The organism is Ferrovibrio sp. (assembly GCF_965278975.1).
Classification (GTDB): Bacteria; Pseudomonadota; Alphaproteobacteria; order Ferrovibrionales; family Ferrovibrionaceae; genus Ferrovibrio.
In genome coordinates, this window is the sequence record NZ_OZ257126.1 from 2,538,444 (window position 1) to 2,551,905 (window position 13,462).

Below are 13,462 nucleotides of genomic sequence, written 5' to 3' on the forward strand. Positions count from 1 at the left end.
TCGGCTTAGCCAAACCGAAGGGCTGTGCGTCGGCGCCAGAGTAGCCAGGTGCCGACGCCGCCCAGCAGGGTCAGCGGCAGCATCGCCGGATAGACCCAGCCGCCTTCCAGGCCGGCGAAATTGGCCGCATAAAGCGGCCCCACCACCATGGTGCCGATAGCCAGCATCATGCCATTGGCAGCGCCATAGAGGGTCTGTGCGGTGGCCGAGGCGGAAGGCTCGCAGCCTTCCGCCATCAGCCGCATGGCGCCGAGATGGGCGGCGCCGAAGGTGGCGGCATGCAGCACCTGCAGCAGCACCAGCGAGGTCATATCGGTGAGCACGCCCTGCAGGCTCCAGCGGATCACGCCGCCGGCCACGGCGCAGATCAGCAGCCCAACACCGCCGAGTTTCGCCACCACGCGCTGGCCGACCGCGAACAGGATCACCTCGGCGATCACGCCCTCGGCCCACAGGAAGCCGATCTGCGCGTCGCTTAAGCCGACGCTGCGCCAATGCAGGGTGCCGAAGGTGTAGAAGGCGGCATGCGTCGCCTGCAGGCAGGCATTGGTCAGCAGGAAGATGCAGAAGCTGCTGTTGCGCAGCAGCCGCAGGGCCGGCGCGCCAGCACGCGGACGGTCCAGCGGCAGGCGGATATCAGGCAGCAGATAGGCGCAGGCCACCACCGGCAGCATGGCGGCCAGGATCAGCCAGTAGATCCAGTCATCATTGCGGCCCTTCAGCCACAGCCCGGCGAGATAGGCGCAGACCAGGAAGCTGATGCTGCCCCACAGCCGGATGCGGCCATATTGCACGCCATGATGGGTGGCGGTGAGCATGGCCAGATTCTCGGTCAGCGGCGCCAGCGGCGACCACACCAGGGCGAACACGATCCCCACCAGCATCAGCTGCACAAAGCCATCGGCGAAGCCGAAGCCGATGAAGCTGAGCAGGCTGGCGATGGCGCAGAACTGGATGGCGCGGCGGCGCTCGCCGCTCTTGTCCACGATATGCGCGGCCAGCGGCGCGCCTACCAGCCGCAGCCAGATGGCGGTGGCCAGCATGATGGAGATTTCCGTCGGGCTGAGGCCACGGCTTTCCAGCCACACCGCCCAGAAGGGCAGGTGCACGCCGGGGATGGCGAACAGCGCGATGAAAAACAGGCTGACGCGGAAGCCGGGGGAGGCTTCGCGCAAGCGGCTAAGCGGGGCGAACATGACGGTGGAGTTTACTGCAAAGCCTCGGTCAATACAGCCGCCTCCGGCTGGGAAAGCTGGCGGATTTCAGTCGCCAGCACTTCCGCCTGCAGCAGCCGGCGCTGTAGCACCACCAGGAATGGCGCGGTGCCGAGTTCGGTATCGGGTATCGGCGGCGGCGGGGGTTCGGGAATGGCCGGCGGCGGTGCGCCCAGGATATCCAGCAGGCGGTGGCGGTGCAGGTTGAGCAGGCGTTCCAGCAGATGCGGCTCGATCTCGCGGCCACGCATGCGCAGCACGATATGCAAGGCCGCCAGATGCGACATCAGGCGGTAGCTCTGGCTTAAGAATCTCCGCCGGCGCGGCAGGTCGACATGGCCGAGGCCCGGCTCGTCCGGCATGCGCTTGAGCGAACCGGCAAGGTCGGTGATGGCATCGAACAGGTCCTTGCGTGCCAGGCGGTAGGTCTGGTCCGGCGGGTTCTGCTTCAAGGCCTGGCGGGCATATTTGCGCAGGGCACGCAGCAGGTTGGCGCCCAGATCGGAAAGGCCGGCGCGTTCCCAGTTCGGCCAGAGATGGCTGAAGCCCCAGGCCAGCAGGGCGCCGACCAGGGTATCCACCAGGCGCTCCACCAGGGCATTGCCGGAGCTGGGGTTGATGAAATGCATCATCAGCAGAGCCATCACGGCGCCAGCCACCGCCGTGACCCGGTAGCGCACCGGCGCATAGGCATGGCTCAGGCCGATGCTTAAGGCGGCCAGCGCCAGCAGCCAGGGATCGCTCAGGTAATGCAGCGCCAGGGCGGCCAGCACGCAGCCGAGCAGGTTGCCGATCAGGCGGTCCTTCTGGCGCTGGCGTGTCGCCGAATAGCTGGCGCGCATGATCACCGCCACGGTCAGCATGATCCAGCTGCCATGATGGAACCAGGGGCTGAGCAGCAGGCTGGCGACATAGCCGGCCAGGATCGCGCTGGAGAAGCGCAGCGCGTAGCGGAAGATCGGTGAATTGCTGCGGAAATGCCGCTTCATGGTGCGCCAGCCATAAGGCCGCGCGGGCAGGAAATCCGCCACCTGCACGGTGCTGAGCTGTAGGGCGGCCACCTCATCATCGCGCGCCACCTGCTGCTGGCGGCGCACGGCGGCGATGGCATTGCCGATACGCACGAAGGCGGCATTGAGTTCCAGCGCGGCGCGGCCCATCTCGGTTTCCGGCTCGTCTCTCGCCGCCAGCAGGTCGGCGGAGCGGGCTTTCAGCTTTTCGAGGTCGGCTTCCAGCGGGTCCAGCGCCGGGCAGGGGGCGTGGCCGGCGATTTCCTCGGCCAGGATTTCCACCCGGTCGGCCAGCCGCAGCACGATATCGCGCAGGGCTGGCAGCGGTGTGCCGCGTTCGCCATAGGCCTTGCGCAGCAGGGCATAGTCGATCTGGCTCGACAGGATGGTCTCGAAACTATCCAGCAGGGCCACCAGGCCGGCGGCCAGGCGATGCTCGGCGCCATCCTCGATATGGCGCAGCAGCAGGTTGCGTGCCGCTTCCACGCGCTCCATTAGGGTCACCTGGCGCTCGATCAGCCGGTCATAGGCGCGGTCCAGCGGCTCGGCGGGATCGTAGAGCGCGGCTTTCTCGCGGGTGTAATCGGCTAGGCCGCGCAAGGCGCCGACCAGGGCGATGCGCTTATGCCGCTTGGCCAGGATTTCCGCCACCACAACGCCATAGACCAGATAGCCGGTGCCGCCGAACACGAACAGCAGGGCATGATGCAGGGCGCCGCCGCGTTCATGGATTTCGGCGCCGAGCGTGAAGATCGAGGCCAGGATCATCGCCATGCACAGGGCCAGTGCCGCCTTGCCATGTGCCGTCACCATGGCGGCGGCAAAACCGAACACGGTCAGCAGTGGCGCCATCAGCCACGGATAGGGCGCGGCCAGGCCGGTCAGCAGCGTGATGATGCTGCACAGCACCAGGGCGATCAGGAATACGGCGCGCTTGTGGTTTGGCGGGCTTGGCGTGTCGACGATGGAAACGCAGATGGCGCCGGTGGCCATGCCGGCGGCCGTATTGAAATCGGTGGCAAGCCCGGCCGCCAGCGCCACCAGGGCGACGCCCAGCGCCGCCGTGGCGCCGCTCAGGCTCTGCTGCTGCGGCAGCGCGAGGGTGGAGAAACTGATCAGGGGCCGCATGGCCCTGTTATATCAGGGGGCGTTGAGGAATTTATAGTAGAAGGCGCAGGGTTGCGCCGTGCCGCCGCCTGGCGGCAGCGAATAGGCCGGCATCACGCCCAGCAGGCTATAGCCCAGCGCCTGGTAGAGCGGTTCCGCCTCGCTGTGCTGGCCGGTATCCAGCACCAGCAGCGTGCGATGCAGCCGGGCGGCTTCTTCATGCAGCGCCAGCATCAGGCGGCGGGCCAGCCCCTGGCGGCGGGCGCGGCGATGCACCAGCATCTTCCGCACCTCGGCGCGGTGCGGCTGGTTCGGCGGCACATCCAGGCCCAGGCTGACCGTGCCGCTTAAATTTCCGGCCGCGTCATGGGCGCCGAACAGTACTAGCTCGCCGCGCCGCTGTGCCGCCAGCGCCTTGCGCCAGAAGCCGAGCGCCTCGGCATGGCTGTAGGGCAGCATGAAATTCACCATGGCGCCGCCTTCAACGCAGTCGCGCAGGATCTCGGCCAGGTCGTCGATGGCAGCCTCTGCCTCGTCGGCCGTCAGCAGGCGGATCACAGCTTTTTCTCCAGGAAGATCAGGTCGAGCCAGCGCTCGAATTTCCAGCCGACTTCACTCAAGCGGCCGGCTTCGCGGAAACCCATCTGGGCATGCAGCTTCAGGCTGGCGGCATTATCCGCCGTGATGCCGGCGATCATGGCGTGCAGGCCGGCGGCCTGGGCGCGCTCGAACAGGGCCGGCAGCAACAGCTTGCCGATCCCCTGGCCGCGCCGCGCCGGCGCAATGTAGATGGCGTTTTCCACCGTGTAGCGATAGGCCGGCCAGGGCCGGAACGGGCCGTAGCTGGCAAAGCCCAGCACGGCATCGCCTTCCACCGCCAGCAGCACCGGCAATTGCTGTTCCTGCTTGGCCGCGAACCAGGCGAGCTGTGCGTCCAGGCTGCGCGGCGTGTAGTCGAATACAGCGGTGGTATTGACCACGGCATCATTGTAGATCGGCAGGATCGCTGCCATGTCGGCAGCGCTGGCATCGCGAATGTGGATCATGGCCGCAGCTTTCGGATGATGACGAGGTAGCGCGCCGGCTGTTTGGCGTCATTGCGAAAGCCATGCGGCTGGTCGAGCATGGTGTAGAGGCAGTCGCCGGGGCCGATATCGAAAACCTCCGCGCCGAGATGGAAGCGCAGCCGGCCTTCCTGGCCCAGGATATGTTGGTCATAACCTGATGGATCGAGTGCCGGATAATCGATGCGGGCGCCAGGCGGCAGCATACCCTGCACGATCTCCACCGCCGAAGCCGTGCCGCCCGGCGTTACCGCGCGGCGCTCGAAGCCGGTGGCCGGGTCACGCCAGAAGGGCTGCTCGGCGGCGGCGACGAAGCGCGTGCGGCGGATATCCTCGATCCCGGCCATCAGGCTCGACAGCGTTGTCTCCAGCCCGGCGCAGAGCCGCCCGAGCAAGGCCGCCGTGGGGCTGGATTCCCGCCGCTCGACCCGCGAGATCATTGCCCGGCTGACACCGGAGCGTTCCGCCAGCATATCGAGCGTCAGCCCCAGCTCCTCGCGGCGGGTTTTGAGCCGCGCGGCGATGCGGGCTTCGATGTCATCGGGATCATTCATTAGAATAAATCTACTATATTAGAATTTATCAGGCAAGATGGCTTTTCACTTGCATTTCAAGCGATATGAGCAAGAAATGGATCATTAATATCTCATTTAAATATTATATGATCTATTCATGATCCATATTATTCTTGATCGGAAAGGGTGAAATGAGCCATAAACAATCCATATTATTCTGATATGATATGTTTGTAGCTCAGGATTGCCATGCCCAAACCCGCCGCCCGTGCCTCTTCCCGTTACAGCCGGGAAGCCATCGCTCTGCTCGGCCAGACCATCCGGCTGAAGCGGATCGAGCAGCGCATTCCGGCCGCAAGCCTGGCCGAGCGCGCCGGCCTGTCGCGCGCCCTGTTGCGCCGCATCGAGCGCGGCGATCCCGGCTGCGGCATCGGTGCGGTGTTCGAGGTGGCGGCGATCCTCGGCGTGCCGCTGTTCGAGGCCGACCGGGCGCGGCTGAGCACACATCTGGCCCATGCCGGCGAGAAGCTCACCCTGCTGCCCAAGACCGCGCGGCTGCCGCAGAAGGCGGTGAAAGATGACTTCTAGCGGTTACAGCGAAGCCTATGTCTGGATTTGGCTGCCGGGCGAGACCAGGCCGGTGGTGGCCGGGCTGCTGAGCCGGGTGGATGCCGACCGGCTGGTATTCAATTACGGCAAGAGCTATCTGGCGCGGCGCAATGCCATGCCGATCTACATGCCGGAACTGCCGCTGGAGTCTGGAATCCTGCCGCTGACGATCGGCTTGAACATGCCAAGCTGCATCCGCGATGCCTCGCCCGATGCCTGGGGCCGCCGCGTGCTGATCAACCGCAAACTCCACCTCAAGGGAGAAGAAGCGGCCCAGGTCGAGCTGGACGAACTGACCTACCTGCTGGAATCCGGCTCCGACCGCGTCGGTGCCCTCGATTTCCAGCTTTCACCGGCCCGCTATGTCGCGCGCCAAGTGGAACAGGCGTCGCTGGATGAATTGCTGCGCTCCACCGAGCGCATCGAACGCGGCGATCCACTGCCGCCGGAACTGGCTCAGGCATTGCAGCACGGCACGGAACTCGGCGGCGCCCGGCCCAAGGCACTGATCGACGATGGCGACCGCAAGTACATCGCCAAATTCTCCTCCAGCAATGATCTTTATAAGGTGGTGAAGGCGGAATACATCGCCATGCGCCTGGCTGCCGAGATCGGCCTCGATGTGGCGCCGGTGAAGCTGGCCTCCGCATTAGGCAAGGATGTGCTGCTGATCGAACGCTTCGACCGCGTGAAGGTTCCGGGCGGCTGGCGGCGCCGCGCCATGGTTTCGGCGCTGACCATGCTGGAGCTGGATGAGATGATGGCGCGCTACGCCAGCTATGAAACCCTGGCCGAGATCATCCGCCATCGCTTCCACGATCCCGCCGCTACCTTGAAGGAGCTGTTCGGCCGCATCGTGTTCAACATCCTGTGCGGTAATACCGACGATCATGCCCGCAACCATGCTGCTTTCTGGGATGGCGCTGCGCTGCGGCTGACTCCGGCCTATGATATCTGCCCGCAGCCGCGCAGCGGCGGCGAAGCCGGACAGGCCATGCTGATCCAGGGCGATATCCGCTCCAGCCAGCTCAGCACATGCCTCGCAGCGGCGCCGAATTTCCTGCTGACTGTGGATGAAGCCAAAGCCATCATGATGTGGCAGCTTCGCGTCATCCAGGATTGCTGGCAGAAGATCTGCGACGAGGCGGCACTCGGCCGATCCGAATGGCTGTCCTTGTGGCGCCGGCAATTCCTTAACCCCTACGCCTTCATCGGCGCACCGCCTGAACTGACCGCGCTGGCCGAGATGAATACCTGACGAGGCCATGATGGATTGGATCGCACAAATCTATGCCAGCCTGAACAGCAGCCCGGCCGATGACCGCAGCCTGTTCCAGCGCGATGCCGACCGCATCGTGTTTTCCTCGGCCTTCCGTCGCCTGCAGCAGAAAACCCAGGTACATCCGCACCCGCAGACCGACTATGTGCGCACGCGGCTGACACATTCCATGGAAGTCGCTTCCGTCGGTCGGTCGCTGGCTGGCCAGGTGGCCCGCCGTCTGGCGAAGCAGAGCGCCGGCTTGCCGCGCGATCTCGCGGCGGATTTCGGCGATATCGTTGCCGCCGCCTGCCTGGCGCATGATATCGGCAACCCACCCTTTGGCCATGCCGGCGAGGCCGCGATCCAATCCTGGTTCGATGCCAACCGCGCGATGTTCGGCGGCGAACTGAGCCCGGCGCAGGAGGCGGACTTCCTGAAATTCGAGGGCAATGCTCAAGGGTTCCGCATCCTCACGCGCCTGCAGATGGACCGCAATGCCGGCGGCATGCGTTTGACGCCGGCCACACTGGCAGCTTTCAGCAAATACCCCTGTGCCAGCGATGCGCGCGAGAAGGGCGGCTATATCGGACGCAAGAAGCATGGCTTCATGCAGAGCGAGCAGGCGATCTTTGCCGCCAATGCCGCTGCGATGCTTACCCCGGCTTTGCTCGAAGACCGTGCCTGGCACCGACATCCGCTGGTCTACCTGGTCGAGGCCGCCGACGACATCTGCTATCGCATCATCGATGTGGAAGACGGCGTCAAACTCGGCCGCATCCGCTTCGGCGAGGCAGAAGACATTTGCATGAGTATCCTTGGCCCTGGGGCCTTGAGCGACCGCTACAAGCAGCGCAGTGACGACGAGAAACTTTCCACCCTGCGCTCCATGGTGATCGGCAGTCTGGTGGCTGCCTGCCGCGATGCTTTTGTCGATCCAGCCAACGGTTTCCTGGATGGCAGCGCGGCGATCAGCTTGATCGAGGCGACGGCTTTGTCTGCCGAAGCCGAGCAGTTGAAGGACATGGCGCTTGAACGGGTCTATCGCTGGGAGCGCACCGTGATGGAAGAGGTCAAGGGCATCCAGGTGCTGAATGACCTGCTCGACCGTTTCGTTACGGCGGCGGTCGGGGGCGGCGGTGCGGTGTTGCGCCAGCGTCTGGTGTCGCTGGTACCGCATTTCCCCAAAGACGCACCGCGCTATGAACGCCTGCTGGCGGTCACTGACTATATCTCCGGGATGACGGATCGCTACGCCGCAGAGATGCAGGGCCGATTGCGTTAAGCCGCATCATGCAGGATGCAGCCGAAGGTGTGGCGCTCGCCGCTCAGCACCTCGCTGACGCCGTGGCGCATCGTGGCGCGCATGAAGCCGCGCGCCGCCTGCACCGGGCGGTCGCAGACCGGAAACACGATCATCTCGCCCTGTAGCGGCGCCAGCACGCGGCCGATGCTCTGCTGCCGGGGCCGGTTCTCCACCAGCAGGAATTCGCCGCCGGTGAAATCTTCGCCGGGCCGCGACAGCATCGTCACGCTTTGCAGCGGAAACACCGTGTCGCCATAAAGATCCTGGTGCAGCCGGTTATAGTCGCCGGTGCGATACTGCAGCAGCAGCGGCGTCGGCCGTGTCTGGCCAGCGGCATGGCAGCGGGCAATAAATTCAGCGAATGTGGCCGGATAGACGGTATCCCGTCCGAGTGCGCGCATCATGCGGTTGGCAATGGGCGCCAGGCCGGCATAGAGCGCTTCGCGCAGTGCGGTGATCGGTTCCGGCAGTGGTGCCGCGAAATAGGCATAGCTGCCGCGCCCGAAGGCATGGCGTGCCATGTCGATGCGGCTGCGGAACAGCTTGTCCTGGCCATAGAGCGAAGCCAGGGCGTGGCAGCCGGTGGCATCGAGCATGCCCGGCAGGCGGGCGAAGCCTTCCTTGAAAATCGCCGCCTCCACCTGGTTCCAATCGATGCGGCCTGTCTGGAAAACTGTGTCTGTCTGGAATGTGATCGTGTGCTGCATGGCCGCATCCTATAGACTGAATCCCGCTGGCGCTTCCCGCTTCTTGCGCCGCTCTTGACGGAGAAAGCTGATGCGTACCGCCTTGTTGGCCCTGCTGCTGCTGTTCGCCGCGCCCGTCGCGGCCCAGGTGGTGCCGACCGAGAAGGGGCCGGTACGGGTGGTGACGGTGGCGCGCGGCCTGGAAATGCCCTGGGCCATTGCCTTCCTGCCCGATGGCGCGCTGCTGGTCACCGAACGCCCGGGGCGGCTGCGCATCATCCGCGATGGCGTGCTGTCGCCGCCGTTGAATGGTGTGCCGCGTGTCTACAATTCCGGCCAGGGCGGGTTGCTGGATGTGGCGCTTGATCCCGACTTCGCCGCCAACCGCTATGTCTATCTGAGCTTCGCGGAAAGCGGCGAGGGCGGTGCCGGCACAGCCTTGGCGCGCGGGCGGCTCGGCGATGAGGGCCTGGCCGATACCCAGGTGATCTTCCGCCAGATGCCGAAGCTTTCCGGCGGGCTGCATTTCGGCTCGCGCATCGTGTTCGATGGCCAGGGCCGGCTGTATCTCGGCCTGGGCGAACGCTATCGCCGCGACGAGGCGCAGAATTTGGGCAACCATCTCGGCAAGGTGATCCGCATCGAGCGCGATGGCCGCGTGCCGGCGGATAATCCTTTCCTCAATCGCGCCGGCGTGCTGCCGGAAATCTTTTCCTACGGCCACCGCAACATCCAGGGTTTCACCCGCCATCCGCAAACCGGCATGCTGTGGCTGCACGAGCATGGCGCGCAGGGTGGCGATGAAGTGAACCTGCCGCGCGCCGGCCTGAATTACGGCTGGCCGGTGATCACCCATGGCATCGATTACAATGGCAGCAAAATCGGCGAAGGCACCCAGAAGGCCGGCATGGAGCAGCCCCTGCTGCATTGGACGCCGAGCATCGCGCCGGCCGGCATGGCCTTCTATGCCGGCGACAAGCTGCCCTTCTGGCGCGGCAACCTGTTCGTCGGCTCGCTGAAATTCAACACGCTGCACCGGCTGGAAATCGAGGACGGCCGCGTGATGCGCGAGGAAGTCATGCTGAAAGCAATCCGCGAGAATTACCGCGATGTGCGGGCCGGGCCGGATGGCTTCCTCTATCTCGCCACGGATAACCCCGAAGGCCGTATCCTGCGCATCGAGCCGGCGCAGTAGTTTCGTAACGCCTGTTCCTAAAGCAACAAATCGTCATGCCCTGCGGAGGCAGGGCATGACGATTTGTTGTTGTGGGCGAACTGGTTTTTGTCACCCTCGCGCCAGCCCTTCGGGCCTGTGCACCCACGAACGCCGTTAGGCGTTCGCGCGCTTACAGAGGGTCCCATTTGTAATGGGATGCCCGCCTTCGCGGGCATGACGAGATGAGGCCTTACGCCGCGCGCTTTACGCTCACATCAAGCTGCGGCTTGGCGGCGATGGTCTGGAACACCACGCAATAGCGTTCGGTCAGCTTGATCAGCTGCGCCACCTGTTCCTCGCTCGCATCAGTGTCGATCTCGAAGCGCAGCCGGATGGCGGCGAAGCCGACCGGCGCATCCTTGGCAACGCCGAGCGTACCACGGAAATCCAGGTCGCCCTCGGCCACCACCTTGGCATCCTTCAGCGTCACGCCGATGGCGGTGGATACGGCCTTCAAGGTCACGCCGGCGCAGGCCACCAGGGCTTCCAGCAGCATGTCGCCGGAGCAGAGTTCCATGCCACTGCCGCCGGTGGCCGGATGCAGGCCGGCCACGGCCACGGCACGGGCGGTATCGATGCGGCAGGCAATCGCCTGGTCATCGACATGGCCTTCCGCTTTCAGGGTGATGATCGCGGCCTCGGGCGTGTCGCGGTATTGCTGCTTGAGCGGCGCCTGCATGGCGCGGAGCGCGTCTGCATCCATGATGTGTTTCCTCACTGCTTGCTTAAAGTTTGGGGCGGTACTTGATCAGATTGCCAGCGCGGGCGCCAGTTCCTCGCCGCTCGGGCGCGGCTTCAGCGAGCGGTCGAGTGCCTGGCGCAGCCGCCGCTTGATCGCCTCGAAATCGGCGCCGTCGCGGTCGCGCGGCCGGGCCAGGCTCATGTCGATCACCGCGTCGATGCGGCCCGGCTTCGGACTCAGCACCACCACGCGGTCGGCCAGCACCAGGGCTTCCTCGATATCATGCGTCACCAGCACCATGGTCGGGCGGTCGTAATGCCACAGATCCACCAGATGATCCTGCAGGCTGGCGCGCGTCATGGCGTCCAGCGCCGAGAAGGGTTCGTCCAGCAGCAGCACGCGCGGGCGCGCCACCAGGGCGCGGGCAATCGCCACGCGCTGCGCCATGCCGCCGGAAAGCTCGCGCGGCCATTTATCGGCGGCGCCGACGAGGCCGACACGGGCCAGGGCTTCGCTGACGCGCTGCTTGCGTTCGTTCTCAGGCAGGTCGGCGATGCCGAAGGCGATATTGTCGGCCACTTTCAGCCAGGGCAGCAGGCGCGGTTCCTGGAAGATCAGCCCGATCAGCGGATGCGGCGCCGTCACCCTGTCGCCATCAATGCGCACCTCGCCCGACGAGGCCGGATCAAGTCCGGCGATGGCGCGCAGCAGCGTGCTCTTGCCCGAGCCGGAGCCGCCGACCACGGCGAGGATTTCGCCCTGCTCGACTTCCAGGCTCACATTGTCGAGCGCGCGCTCGCCATTGGGATAGATTTTCGTGACGTTGCGCAGGCTGAGCATCAGCGGCCTCCCGCATAGGCATCCTGCCAGCGCAGCAGGGGCTTGGTCAGCGCCACCAGCAAGGCATCCGCCGCCTTGCCGAGAAGGGCGAAAGCGAGAATCGCGGCCACGATCTGGTCCGGCTTGCCAAGCTGCTGGCCATCCACCAGCAGGTAGCCCAGCCCCTCGGAAGCGCCCATGAATTCGGCGGCCACCACGAACATCCAGCCGAGCCCCAGGCCGGAGCGCAGCGCGATCACATAGGAAGGCAGGATCGAGGGCAGCAGGATGCGGCGCACCAGGGCGAAGCCGGAAAGGCGGAAGATGCGGCCGACCTCGACGATCTTGCGGTCGGCGGAAAGAATCCCGCCCAGCACGCCGAGATAGACCGGGAAGAACACGCCGACGGCGATCAGCGCGATTTTGGAGGCCTCGAAAATGCCAAGCCAGAGAATGAACAGCGGCACCCAGGCAATGGACGGGATCGAGCGCAGGCCTTGCAGGCTGGGATCGAGCAGGCGGCGGGCCAGGCCGGAATAGCCGGCCAGCGCGCCGATCACCGTGCCGGCCAGGGTGCCGATGCCGAAGCCGGCGCCGACGCGGGCCAGTGTCGCCAGCACATGGCCCCACAGCGTGCCGCTTTCGGCCAGTGCAATGAAGGTGCTGAGTATGCGGCTTGGTGGCGGCAGCAGGCGGCCTTGCGAAAGCCCGAGCGACACGGCGGCTTCCCAGCCCAGGGCGAGGCCCAGTGGCAGCACCAGGCCGATCAGCCAGCCAAGACCAAGCCGCAGCCCGCGCTTGCGCGCGGGCCTGGCCGGGGCAACAGCGGCGCCTTCCGGCGCCGCCGCGATTTCCACTTCCGCTGCCGCCATCGGCTTAGCGCGCAGCCACGGAATAGCTGCCGTCGATCAGCGCATCCACCACGGCCTGCACATTCACCTTGGCCTCGATCACACCGGCCTGCTGCAAGGCGATGCCGGCATCCAGGATGGTCTTCTTCTGCTTGTCGCCGATTTTGCTTTCAGACAAATCCGTGCGCTCAAGCTGGCGCACGATCACCGGCTCGGGCAGCTTGGCGGCGGCAAGCAGCGAGGCTTTCAGCGTTGCCGGTTCCTTGATGCTCAGCTCGCGCGCCTTCTCATACGTGCCGAGCACGCGCTTCACCAGAGCCGGGTTCTTGGCGGCGAATTCCTCGCGCACATTCAGCACGCCCCAGCTGTTCAGTTCCGGGCGGCGATAGAACAAGGTGGCGCCTTCATCCACCTCGGCAGCGGCCATCAGCGGATCCAGGCCAGCCCAGGCATCCACGTCGCCGCGCTGCAAGGCCAGGCGGCCATCGGGATGCTGCAACAGCACGATCTTCACGTCCTTTTCCGAAAGGCCGGCGCCGGCCAGGGCCTGGATCAGGAAGATATGCGGATCGGTGCCGCGGGTGACGGCGATGCGCTTGCCCTTGAGGTCGGCGGGCTTGGTGATGCTGCTGCCCTTCGGCGCCACCAGGGCGGTCCATTCCGGGCGGGAATAGACATAGACCGAGCGGATCGGGTTGCCGTTGATCTTGCCGATCAGGGCGGCGGCGCCCGCCGTCGAGCCGAAATCCAGGCTGTCGGCATTGAGGAATTCCAGCGCCTTGTTCGAGCCCAGCGACTGCACCCAGCGGATGCTGATGCCATCGGCCTTGAATTCCTGCTCCAGCAGGCCCTTGTCCTTCAGCACCAGGCCCACCGGGTTATAGGTCGCCCAGTCGATGCGGATTTCCTTCACTTGAGCCTGCGCGGGTAGCGCGGCAGCAAGGCCCAGCAGGGCAGCGGCGCCCAGAGCTAAGCGACGAGACAGCTTAATCATCTTTACTCTCCCCAGAGGTCTGAACCGCTCGATTATCCGGCGGCGGTCGTACCTTACGGGCAATGCACATATCATAATGAATGAATAAAATTAAATACAAAATTAAATGTAAATAATTTCTTCTACGTCCT

Annotated in this window: 14 protein-coding genes; 4 read left to right on the top strand and 10 right to left on the bottom strand. The window is 65.1% G+C overall.

The annotated features are described in order from the left end of the window. Window positions 1–5: 5 nt before the first annotated feature. Genes ACQY7X_RS12210 through ACQY7X_RS12230 form a run of 5 tightly spaced genes read right to left on the bottom strand, consistent with a single transcriptional unit; the run spans window position 6 to window position 4,949 of the window. Window positions 6–1,196: an MFS transporter gene (locus tag ACQY7X_RS12210; RefSeq protein WP_428245510.1), complete on the bottom strand. Its 1,191-nt coding sequence runs from the start codon at window positions 1,194–1,196 to the stop codon at window positions 6–8. Window positions 1,197–1,207: 11 nt separating this feature from the next. Beyond that, the gene (locus ACQY7X_RS12215) at window positions 1,208–3,352 is read right to left on the bottom strand and encodes an FUSC family membrane protein (RefSeq protein ID WP_428245511.1); all 2,145 of its coding nucleotides are present in this window, start codon (window positions 3,350–3,352) and stop codon (window positions 1,208–1,210) included. A gap of 12 nt (window positions 3,353–3,364) precedes the next feature. Then, window positions 3,365–3,889, bottom strand: a complete 525-nt coding sequence (locus ACQY7X_RS12220) for a GNAT family N-acetyltransferase (RefSeq protein ID WP_428245512.1) — start codon at window positions 3,887–3,889, stop codon at window positions 3,365–3,367. Then, window positions 3,886–4,377: an N-acetyltransferase family protein gene (locus ACQY7X_RS12225; protein WP_428245513.1), complete on the bottom strand. Its 492-nt coding sequence runs from the start codon at window positions 4,375–4,377 to the stop codon at window positions 3,886–3,888. The genes ACQY7X_RS12220 and ACQY7X_RS12225 overlap by 4 nt, the downstream gene beginning before the upstream one ends. Then, a complete protein-coding gene (locus tag ACQY7X_RS12230) occupies window positions 4,374–4,949 on the bottom strand; it encodes a helix-turn-helix domain-containing protein (RefSeq protein WP_428245514.1) in 576 nt (191 codons plus the stop codon). The genes ACQY7X_RS12225 and ACQY7X_RS12230 overlap by 4 nt, the downstream gene beginning before the upstream one ends. Before the next feature lie 210 nt (window positions 4,950–5,159). Here ACQY7X_RS12230 and ACQY7X_RS12235 point away from each other — a divergent pair, with 210 nt between their 5' ends. The 3 genes from ACQY7X_RS12235 to dgt are packed head-to-tail and all read left to right on the top strand — an operon-like array spanning window position 5,160 to window position 8,062. Continuing rightward, a complete protein-coding gene (locus tag ACQY7X_RS12235) occupies window positions 5,160–5,498 on the top strand; it encodes a helix-turn-helix transcriptional regulator (protein WP_428245516.1) in 339 nt (112 codons plus the stop codon). Beyond that, a complete protein-coding gene (locus tag ACQY7X_RS12240) occupies window positions 5,488–6,777 on the top strand; it encodes a type II toxin-antitoxin system HipA family toxin (protein WP_428245517.1) in 1,290 nt (429 codons plus the stop codon). Before ACQY7X_RS12235 ends, ACQY7X_RS12240 begins: the two co-directional genes overlap by 11 nt. A gap of 7 nt (window positions 6,778–6,784) precedes the next feature. After that, window positions 6,785–8,062, top strand: coding sequence for a dGTP triphosphohydrolase (dgt, locus tag ACQY7X_RS12245; protein WP_428245518.1), 1,278 nt, complete (start codon window positions 6,785–6,787; stop codon window positions 8,060–8,062). Here dgt and ACQY7X_RS12250 read toward each other — a convergent pair. Beyond that, window positions 8,059–8,790: a 2OG-Fe(II) oxygenase gene (locus ACQY7X_RS12250; RefSeq protein ID WP_428245519.1), complete on the bottom strand. Its 732-nt coding sequence runs from the start codon at window positions 8,788–8,790 to the stop codon at window positions 8,059–8,061. The two genes, dgt and ACQY7X_RS12250, sit on opposite strands and share 4 nt — an antisense overlap. Window positions 8,791–8,860: 70 nt before the next feature. On the opposite strand from ACQY7X_RS12250, the gene ACQY7X_RS12255 reads away from it, so the two are divergent. Further along, entirely contained in the window at window positions 8,861–9,964 is a 1,104-nt protein-coding gene (locus tag ACQY7X_RS12255; protein ID WP_428245520.1) for a PQQ-dependent sugar dehydrogenase, read from the top strand. A 211-nt stretch (window positions 9,965–10,175) separates the two neighbouring features. Here the strand turns inward: ACQY7X_RS12255 and ACQY7X_RS12260 are convergent, their stop codons facing one another. The 4 genes from ACQY7X_RS12260 to ACQY7X_RS12275 are packed head-to-tail and all read right to left on the bottom strand — an operon-like array spanning window position 10,176 to window position 13,331. Beyond that, on the bottom strand, window positions 10,176–10,688 hold the full coding sequence (locus ACQY7X_RS12260; RefSeq protein ID WP_428245521.1) for an OsmC family protein: 513 nt from the start codon (window positions 10,686–10,688) through the stop codon (window positions 10,176–10,178). A gap of 45 nt (window positions 10,689–10,733) precedes the next feature. Further along, a complete protein-coding gene (locus ACQY7X_RS12265) occupies window positions 10,734–11,507 on the bottom strand; it encodes an ABC transporter ATP-binding protein (RefSeq protein ID WP_428245522.1) in 774 nt (257 codons plus the stop codon). Beyond that, window positions 11,507–12,358 (bottom strand): ABC transporter permease, encoded by an 852-nt coding sequence (locus tag ACQY7X_RS12270; protein ID WP_428245523.1) that lies wholly within the window; start codon window positions 12,356–12,358, stop codon window positions 11,507–11,509. The genes ACQY7X_RS12265 and ACQY7X_RS12270 overlap by 1 nt, the downstream gene beginning before the upstream one ends. A 4-nt stretch (window positions 12,359–12,362) precedes the next feature. Then, window positions 12,363–13,331 carry an aliphatic sulfonate ABC transporter substrate-binding protein gene (locus ACQY7X_RS12275; protein ID WP_428245524.1) on the bottom strand — a complete coding sequence of 323 codons (969 nt, stop codon included), beginning with the start codon at window positions 13,329–13,331 and terminating at the stop codon, window positions 12,363–12,365. Window positions 13,332–13,462 lie beyond the last annotated feature (131 nt).